The organism is Microvirga sp. P5_D2 (assembly GCF_054049475.1).
The window spans coordinates 1-7,013 of record NZ_JBFUMH010000215.1 but is presented as its reverse complement, the minus strand read 5'-3'; the positions used below and the strand labels follow the sequence as shown (position 1 = coordinate 7,013).

Annotated in this window: 11 protein-coding genes and 2 pseudogenes; 12 read left to right on the top strand and 1 reads right to left on the bottom strand. The window is 60.3% G+C overall.

Annotated features, from left to right (window positions below):
• Positions 1–122: 122 nt before the first annotated feature.
• The 5 genes from ACXJKO_RS28435 to ACXJKO_RS28415 all read left to right on the top strand — a co-directional run bounded on the left by ACXJKO_RS28435 (position 123) and on the right by ACXJKO_RS28415 (position 2,742).
• Entirely contained in the window at positions 123–332 is a 210-nt protein-coding gene (locus tag ACXJKO_RS28435) for a cold-shock protein (protein WP_457094394.1), read from the top strand.
• Between the two features lie 121 nt (positions 333–453).
• Positions 454–645: a hypothetical protein gene (locus ACXJKO_RS28430; RefSeq protein WP_457094392.1), complete on the top strand. Its 192-nt coding sequence runs from the start codon at positions 454–456 to the stop codon at positions 643–645.
• Positions 642–1,019 carry a DUF6481 family protein gene (locus ACXJKO_RS28425; RefSeq protein WP_457094391.1) on the top strand — a complete coding sequence of 126 codons (378 nt, stop codon included), beginning with the start codon at positions 642–644 and terminating at the stop codon, positions 1,017–1,019. The genes ACXJKO_RS28430 and ACXJKO_RS28425 overlap by 4 nt, the downstream gene beginning before the upstream one ends.
• A 67-nt stretch (positions 1,020–1,086) precedes the next feature.
• Positions 1,087–2,235 (top strand): sensor histidine kinase, encoded by a 1,149-nt coding sequence (locus tag ACXJKO_RS28420; RefSeq protein ID WP_457094390.1) that lies wholly within the window; start codon positions 1,087–1,089, stop codon positions 2,233–2,235.
• 99 nt (positions 2,236–2,334) lie between these two features.
• Positions 2,335–2,742 carry a response regulator gene (locus tag ACXJKO_RS28415; protein ID WP_457094389.1) on the top strand — a complete coding sequence of 136 codons (408 nt, stop codon included), beginning with the start codon at positions 2,335–2,337 and terminating at the stop codon, positions 2,740–2,742.
• A 60-nt stretch (positions 2,743–2,802) separates the two neighbouring features.
• Here ACXJKO_RS28415 and ACXJKO_RS28410 read toward each other — a convergent pair whose 3' ends face one another.
• Entirely contained in the window at positions 2,803–3,537 is a 735-nt protein-coding gene (locus ACXJKO_RS28410; protein WP_457094393.1) for a PRC-barrel domain-containing protein, read from the bottom strand.
• A gap of 321 nt (positions 3,538–3,858) precedes the next feature.
• Between ACXJKO_RS28410 and ACXJKO_RS28405 the strand changes: the two genes are divergently transcribed.
• The 7 genes and pseudogenes from ACXJKO_RS28405 to ACXJKO_RS28375 form a co-directional block, all read left to right on the top strand.
• Positions 3,859–4,080: a DUF2934 domain-containing protein gene (locus ACXJKO_RS28405; protein ID WP_457094388.1), complete on the top strand. Its 222-nt coding sequence runs from the start codon at positions 3,859–3,861 to the stop codon at positions 4,078–4,080.
• A 123-nt stretch (positions 4,081–4,203) separates the two neighbouring features.
• Positions 4,204–4,680: an MgtC/SapB family protein gene (locus ACXJKO_RS28400; RefSeq protein ID WP_457094387.1), complete on the top strand. Its 477-nt coding sequence runs from the start codon at positions 4,204–4,206 to the stop codon at positions 4,678–4,680.
• A 195-nt stretch (positions 4,681–4,875) separates the two neighbouring features.
• Positions 4,876–5,184, top strand: a complete 309-nt coding sequence (locus ACXJKO_RS28395; RefSeq protein WP_457094386.1) for a TFIIB-type zinc ribbon-containing protein — start codon at positions 4,876–4,878, stop codon at positions 5,182–5,184.
• Positions 5,185–5,353: 169 nt separating this feature from the next.
• Entirely contained in the window at positions 5,354–5,581 is a 228-nt protein-coding gene (locus ACXJKO_RS28390) for a hypothetical protein (protein WP_457094385.1), read from the top strand.
• Between the two features lie 62 nt (positions 5,582–5,643).
• Positions 5,644–6,471 carry an IS5 family transposase gene (locus tag ACXJKO_RS28385; protein ID WP_457094384.1) on the top strand — a complete coding sequence of 276 codons (828 nt, stop codon included), beginning with the start codon at positions 5,644–5,646 and terminating at the stop codon, positions 6,469–6,471.
• Positions 6,411–6,752 (top strand): annotated as a pseudogene (locus ACXJKO_RS28380) (alpha/beta hydrolase); the annotation flags it as partial. The gene ACXJKO_RS28385 and the pseudogene ACXJKO_RS28380, both read left to right, overlap by 61 nt.
• A gap of 79 nt (positions 6,753–6,831) precedes the next feature.
• Positions 6,832–7,013 (top strand): annotated as a pseudogene (locus tag ACXJKO_RS28375) (IS6 family transposase); the annotation flags it as partial.

Below are 7,013 nucleotides of genomic sequence, written 5' to 3'. Positions count from 1 at the left end.
TTTTGGCACTGCCAGGCGCACGTTCGGACTTTCTTACCATTACATCGACGAACCGGGTTGAGGCCGTGCTTTTGCACGCCTTCGCTCACGTGCATCTGCAGCAATCGCGAAAGGTTACCCCAATGGTTATGGGCACTGTTAAATTCTACAACGACATGAAGGGCTTCGGCTTCATCCAGCCGAACGATGGCAGCAAGGACGTGTTTGTCCATGCCACCGCTCTTGAACGTGCCGGCATGCGCAACCTCGTCGAAGGCCAAAAGGTTGCCTTTGACACGGCTGAAGACCGCCGCTCGGGCAAGATTGCCGTCAACAACATCGAGACGGCATAAAGCCTGTCTCTTCGGTGCAGGCTTACCTGCACTGAGCCATCGAGGCCGCTCCCCGTGGGGAGCGGCCTTTTGTTTGCATTCGTGGCGCCGCCACGGCGCAGTCCCACACTGGAGAACCGACATGCTTCACAAATACAAGATCCGACAGATGGTGCGCCTCGTCCGTGCGCCGATCTCTGACAGCCGCGCCAGTGGCAGCGGCATCTACGAGGTAACGCGCCTCATGCCGGCCGATGAGACCGGTGAAGTCTCGTACCGAATCCGATCAGGTGCCACGGAGCGTGCTGTCCGCGAGAGCGAGATCAGAGCATGAGCGGTTTCCAAGATAAGGGATTCAGCGATCGGCTGAGCACGGCCCAGAGCGCCCGCAAGGCCATGCTCGAGCGCGTCCGAGCAAAGCCCGGTCCCGACGATCCGGCTGTGGCCGAGCGCAGAGCCGCCCGACAGGCTGTCAGCACCGCCCGTGAGGCGCGGATGGCCGAACGCGAGGCCGCCAAGGTCGCTGATCAGGCCCGCGARGCCGCAGAGCGGGAGGCGCGCCAGGCGGCCGAGCATGAGCAGCGCCTGGCTCAGGAAGCAAACGAGGTGGTCGAGAGAGCCCAGAGTGCCGAGCGTCAGGTCGCTCTGGAGGCCGAGCAAAAGGCGGCCCGTGATGCCCGCTATGCCGCCCGAAAGGCGCGCAAGTGAGCTCCTCCTAAGCATCTGTCAAACACCTGACAGCCTGCCACCGCATCCCCATCACACCGGATTGGCCATGAACGAGTTTCAGGAGAACAAGGCGGACACCCCCGAGCGAACCGTCGCCGAACGCCACATTGAGGCGGTTCGGCAGCAAGGTGGCCTGTTCGTCGAAGCCGTTCGCCGGACCCGCATGCCAATGCTCGTGACTGACGCGACCCTGCCGGGCAATCCCATCGTTTTTGCCAACCAATCGTTCGTCAAGCTGTCGGGGTACAGCATGGACGAGTTGCTCGGGCAAGATCCGCACTTCATGAATGGCGAAAACACCGATCCTGAGGCCATCCGGCGCTATGAGGCCGCGATCCTGGAGAGACGGGACGAAACCCTGGAGATCCTTCAGTACCGGAAGGACGGCACCCCGTTTCGGGCGATGCTGTTTGCTAGCCCCATTGATGACGGCCAGGGCACCGTCACCAATCATTTTCTCTCCTACCTCGACATCACCCGACGCTACGACGCCGAAGAGGACCTTCGCGCGCTGACTGCGGAACTGGAGGCCCGAGTGGCGACCAGAACCCGGGAGTTGGAAGCCGTCAACAGCAGGCTGTCGGCTCTGGTCAGCGAGAGGGAGATGCTGCTGGTCGAGGTCAACCACCGCGCCAAGAACAGCCTTGCTATCGCGGCCTCCCTCCTGGCGATCCAGGGCCGCCGGCAGCCGGACCCGGCCGTTCGGGCTCTGTTCGAGGAGGCCCAGGATCGTCTCAACGCCATGGCGCGGGTGCACGACCTCTTGAGCAAGTCGGAGAAGGCCCAACGCGTCGACGTATCTGTCTACGTGGCAGACCTGTGCCAGGCCTTGAGGCCGATCACGGAAAACGATGATCGCATCCGCCTTGAGGCGAGGATGGAGGAGGGGATCCTAGTGGACGCCGATACAGCGGTTCCGCTTGGCATTGTGCTGACGGAACTGATCACCAACGCCGTCAAGTATGCTTTCCCAGCACCACGGTCAGGGACGATTCTCGTCCAGGCGCGCCGCAGCCAACCGGGATGGATTGAACTGGTCGTCCGGGATGATGGGATCGGAATGTCGAGCCTGCGGGAAGGGTCGCTCGGCTATGGCCTGGTTCGGTCTCTCGTTCAGCAGATCCAGGGTGAGATCGACGTGCGCAGCGATGCCGGGTTGACGGTGACGATCTCGTTTCCGGAGGCGTCCCAGTAGCGCCAGAACACAATCGAGATGGCGCAACAGGTGGTGACGCGGATTGAAGCCATGCGTCGCACCCGCCGAATATCATCGTGGCCTTAGGAACGAAGAGGATTGATCCCCATTCAAATCGACATGCCTGAGAGGAAACCTGACATTCGCGCGCTCATTCTCGTTGTCGAGGACGAAGCTCTTGTCCGCATGATGCTGGTGGACGTGCTGGACGATGCTGGTTTCAAGGTCATGGAGGCGGCTCACGCGGACGAGGCGCTCCATATTCTCGCGGCCGCTCCCGACGTCCAGGTGGTCGTCACGGACGTAGAAATGCCACGTGGCAGCATCAATGGCTTCGAATTGGCTCGCAGGGTGCGGGATGATCGACAGGATATCGGTGTCGTGATCGCATCCGGACGCGTGGCCCCTGCACCCGGGGACTTGCCGGAGGGCGCCTATTTCGTCGAAAAGCCGGTTCGTCCTGAACGACTGCTTGAGCTGATCCGGGCGCTGCTCCGCCAGGGTTAGGAGTGCCACGAACGAGCACTCGTTCGTGGCACTGAAGCGGGGGCGCAAGCCTGTACTCGGTTACGGGCGACCTGCAAAGAGCGCGTCGTTTCGGGTGCGCCATGTTTCATCCGACAGCCACTTGTAATCCTGATCGGGCATATGGGGGACGGTCTTGACCTCCGCCTCCGGCATGGGAAGAAAGAAGCTGTCGCGCTCCTGTGAGACTTTGAGGGACCGGATCGGAACGACGATGCTGTCCTTGCCAGGGGTGAAGAACCCTCCTGACGCCACGATTGCATAGTCGCGGCGGTCTTTGGTGCCGAACACGACGTTCCGGACTTCTCCCACGATCTTATCATCGGCACTGCGCACCTCCGCGCCGATGATCTGGTCTGCCCGCAGGCCCGGAGCAAGCTCCTCAATGTTGATCAGCGGCTTGGCGTCCTTGTCAGCACGTCGACCTTGAGCTGCGCCCCGTTGGACCTTTGGCTCTCGCGCGCTCATCTGCGTCTCGGCATCCTCCTCGTCGTTGCCGCCTAAGGAGTTTATTGGAGGTCCGGAGAGCAGTTCGCGGATGTTGCCCAGGAGGCGCTCGCAATCGTCATGACGCCCATAAGACCAGAGCGTGATCGCGGCGTCGCGCAAGTTGCGCAGGTCGCGAACGGTCTGGCGGTTAGCCTTCCCGCGAAGTTCGGGCTTTTGCAGGATGGCTTCTTCGAGTTTGGCGTCTGCGATCTGACAGTCGGCCATCGCGTGCGTGACACCGAGCATGCTGAGGAGTGTAACCGTAAGGAGAATTCGTGCCGATTTCATCATTGGTCCGATCTATGGGAAAGGCAGTCTGCCAGACAAAAGCCGCCTTCTGCCGCCAGCCACACGTGTCTGGAGCAGTGCGCGGCATCTCGATCCTGGTACAACTTATATGGTAAATCCAAGACAGATGCTGCACTAACCTAAGCAATGTCTCGGAAAATTCATATTATTGAGGAAGCTTTGTCTATGTATCATACATGTTTCCAGGTAGGATGATATCTAAAAATACTTTCAGTATATTTATTGCGCTACCTACCTGCCCTCAATAAGCCATCGTGTGGATCGTATCCTTCTGGAAGAAAACGTAGGAAGGACAGTGATATGGAACAGCATGCCGATGAGACACAGGATCGAATAAGACAGCGCGCCTACGAGCTCTGGGTGCAACATGGCAGTAGCGAGGGCCATGAGGCAGAGTTTTGGCACCAGGCCGAGCGTGAGCTGAAGGGTGAAGCGAGCAGTAGCGACACCAGTAGAGGCGTCAGCGCGAATGCTGCCTCGGCGAGGAGCGGTTCAGGATCGGATGGCCCAGGAAAGGTGTGACTTCTGCAGAAGTGGCAGGCTGGGGTTGATAATCTCGTCCTCACAGGTCGCCGTTCATGGAACTATGGCTTTGGCTCCTCAGTCTTCCCCCGGATTCGGTTTGATCCCGTGGGAAGAGGTTGAATGGAACAGATTGAACACCTGCTGGAGTCGTTTCGGGTATTGCCTCACGCCGCCGCGTTAGCCTTTGCCTATGTGCTTGCCTTGCCGATCGGATGGGATCGTGAGCACAATGAACGAAGTGCCGGCTTGCGAACCTTTCCTCTTGTCGCTGTTGCAAGCTGCGGGTTTGTTCAGGCAACGGAGGGCATCACAGGGAATTCGCCCGAGGCGCAGGCCCGGATCATCGAAGGCCTGATTACGGGCATCGGCTTCATTGGCGGTGGCGCGATTATCAAACAAGCTGGTGCCGTGCAGGGAACTGCCACAGCCGCAGGCTTATGGGCGACCGGCGCAGTCGGAGCTGCGGTKGGCTTGGGCAGCTATGATGTTGCCATCGTAGTCACCCTGTTCACCATCTTCACATTCCGCATCTTGTCGCCAGTGAAACAGCAGAAGACGCCCGGCGACGATATTGGGCCTCCATCAGGCTCCTCATGAAGCAGTCCCTCTGTCGTCAGGCTTGAAGGCTGCTCTCCGCGCGCCCATGTGTTCCTTGCGGGCCGGGCCCCTCTGACAGGCACCATCGCGTGGCTGTGATGTCGGACCGCAGCGAGAACCCTTGGTGGTGATCAGAGTAAGACTGATTGGCACTCTGTGTTCATTATCCTGTTCCCAGCCTCAGGAGGCCCGCCTATGACCAGTGCTGCCGGTATGCCGTGTCCCGTCTGTCGTGTCTCGCTCGTGATGAGTGAACGACAGGGCGTCGAGATTGACTATTGCCCCCAATGCCGTGGTGTTTGGCTCGACCGCGGGGAGCTCGACAAGATCCTCGAGCGAAGCGCCCAAGACGCACCAGCCGCCGCTCCAGTACAACAGCCTTCCTTTTCAAAGCCGCAGTATGATCAGAGCCACGATCGGGGCTACGCTCAGCCGTACGGGCACGACCATCAGCACGGCCATCCCAAGCGGAAGAAGTCCTTTCTCGAAGAACTATTCGATTGAGACGCTTCGGAGGATGAATGGAAAAGGCCCCGTTTCGGGGCCTTTTGTTTGCAGGGTCAGGCGAGTGGAACAGTCCGCGGTGCGCCCAATGGTCTCCGCAAGGAGACGGCCCTGAAAGCTGCTGCATGTGCTATCGAAATGATCGCCATCACCGGCGTTGGACCCGTGCATGACCTCAGCCTCCCTCAAGTTCTGCGGATGCCTTGCTTTCGCACTCGCTCTCAGCGGTTGCTCGACCCTCAGGGGCGTTCTTGTCCCGGTTCCTGCCGCCGCTCCGGGGACGAGCCAGGTCGACATGCTGGTTGCGACCACGCGCAGTCCTACCGAGCCCTCCGAGATGTTCTCCGGCGCCCGCGGCGCCAACATGGCGGATCATGTTGGTGCATCGCACGCCTGACATGGCTCGACGCTGAAGCTAGAGGGTGTTTGGAAAATCGGGTTGGCCCCAACTGAAGGGGCATGACAGCGTCAACYTACGATACCGATCTGAGCGATGGGGAGTGGGCGATCCTGGCCCCTCTCCTTGCCTCCACAACCCGCCGCGGGCGGCCTCGCAAGCATGATCTGCGCYTGGTGCTCAATGCGATCCTCTATATCCTGCGCGGCGGAGAACCYTGGCGCCTGCTGCCGCACGAGTTTCCGCCCTGGCAAAGCGTGTACGATCACTTTCGACGATGGCGTCAGCGCGGCACCTGGCGGTCCATCAATGATGCTCTGCGGTCACGAGCTCGCATGCTGGCTGGGCGCGATCCGCAGCCTCATGCGGCGATCATCGACAGCCAAACCGCTCGCACGAGTGAAGCCGGTGGGGTGCGGGGTTACGACGGTGGCAAGCGGATCTCCGGTCGCAAGCGCCATTTAGTGGTCGACACCCAAGGCCTGATCCTGCACGTGCTGGTGCATCCMGCCGATGTGCATGACCGTCGCACGGCGGAAGCTGTGTTAGCCGATTTGAGAGGTCGCTATCCCGAGGTGGAATGCCTGTTTGCCGACATGGGCTACCAAGGGCTGTCTGCTTGGCTATCTGCCGAACTCGGATGGATGCTGCTGATCGTGAAGCGCCCGCGGCGCTGGGTGCGGGTGCCAGCCGATCAACCTGCGCCCGAAATGCCAGCTGGGTTTACGCTTCTGCCGCAGCGCTGGATTGTGGAGCGGACGTTCGCATGGCTCATTCGCAACAGGCGCCTTGCGAAGGATTGGGAACGCCTCTCGGCCACTACCGAGACATGGATCTATCTCGCCATGTGCCGCCTTATGACCAAAAGATTAGCCCATGCAGCAGTTTAATTTCCAAACACCCTCTAGGCCTGTCCTTCGCCAACATCACGGTTTCGATCCCGCCGGAAAGCGCTCGTAGAGTCGGGGAAGTGCAGTGGCCAAGTCGCATTCCGGGCAGTCCTGCGACCGAATTCGTGACGCTCAAGGCGGATGTCATCAAACAGAAGCAGGCGATGGCCTGGTTCAATCGTGCCGTCACCAAGATCCCGAAGCGCCGCGTTCTCGTCTTTATCCATGGCTTCAACAACCGGTTTGATGACGCGGTCTTCCGCTTCGCCCAGATCAGGTTCTGTTGCAGCTTTGAAGGCACCCTGGCTCGGGCTATGACGCTGAGTGCGTTGAGAGGGGCTCGTGGTGAAGACAGGCAAGATGAACCCGTTCAAGGGTCGGCAGTTCACGGCGGAGGTCATCCTGTGGGCGGTCCGCTGGTATCTTCAGTTCCCAATCAGCTATCGCGACCTCGAGCGCATGCTCTCGGATCGTGGTGTGCAGGTGGATCACACCACCCTGTTCCGCTGGATCCAGGCCTATGCACCCGAACTGGACAAGCG

Coding starts and splice junctions, on each gene's coding strand:
- ACXJKO_RS28430 (WP_457094392.1), top strand. CDS start 454: ATGCTTCACAAATACAAGATCCGACAGATGGTGCGCCTCGTCCGTGCG.
- ACXJKO_RS28395 (WP_457094386.1), top strand. CDS start 4,876: ATGACCAGTGCTGCCGGTATGCCGTGTCCCGTCTGTCGTGTCTCGCTC.
- ACXJKO_RS28390 (WP_457094385.1), top strand. CDS start 5,354: ATGACCTCAGCCTCCCTCAAGTTCTGCGGATGCCTTGCTTTCGCACTC.
- ACXJKO_RS28435 (WP_457094394.1), top strand. CDS start 123: ATGGTTATGGGCACTGTTAAATTCTACAACGACATGAAGGGCTTCGGC.
- ACXJKO_RS28420 (WP_457094390.1), top strand. CDS start 1,087: ATGAACGAGTTTCAGGAGAACAAGGCGGACACCCCCGAGCGAACCGTC.
- ACXJKO_RS28410 (WP_457094393.1), bottom strand. CDS start 3,537: ATGAAATCGGCACGAATTCTCCTTACGGTTACACTCCTCAGCATGCTC.
- ACXJKO_RS28405 (WP_457094388.1), top strand. CDS start 3,859: ATGGAACAGCATGCCGATGAGACACAGGATCGAATAAGACAGCGCGCC.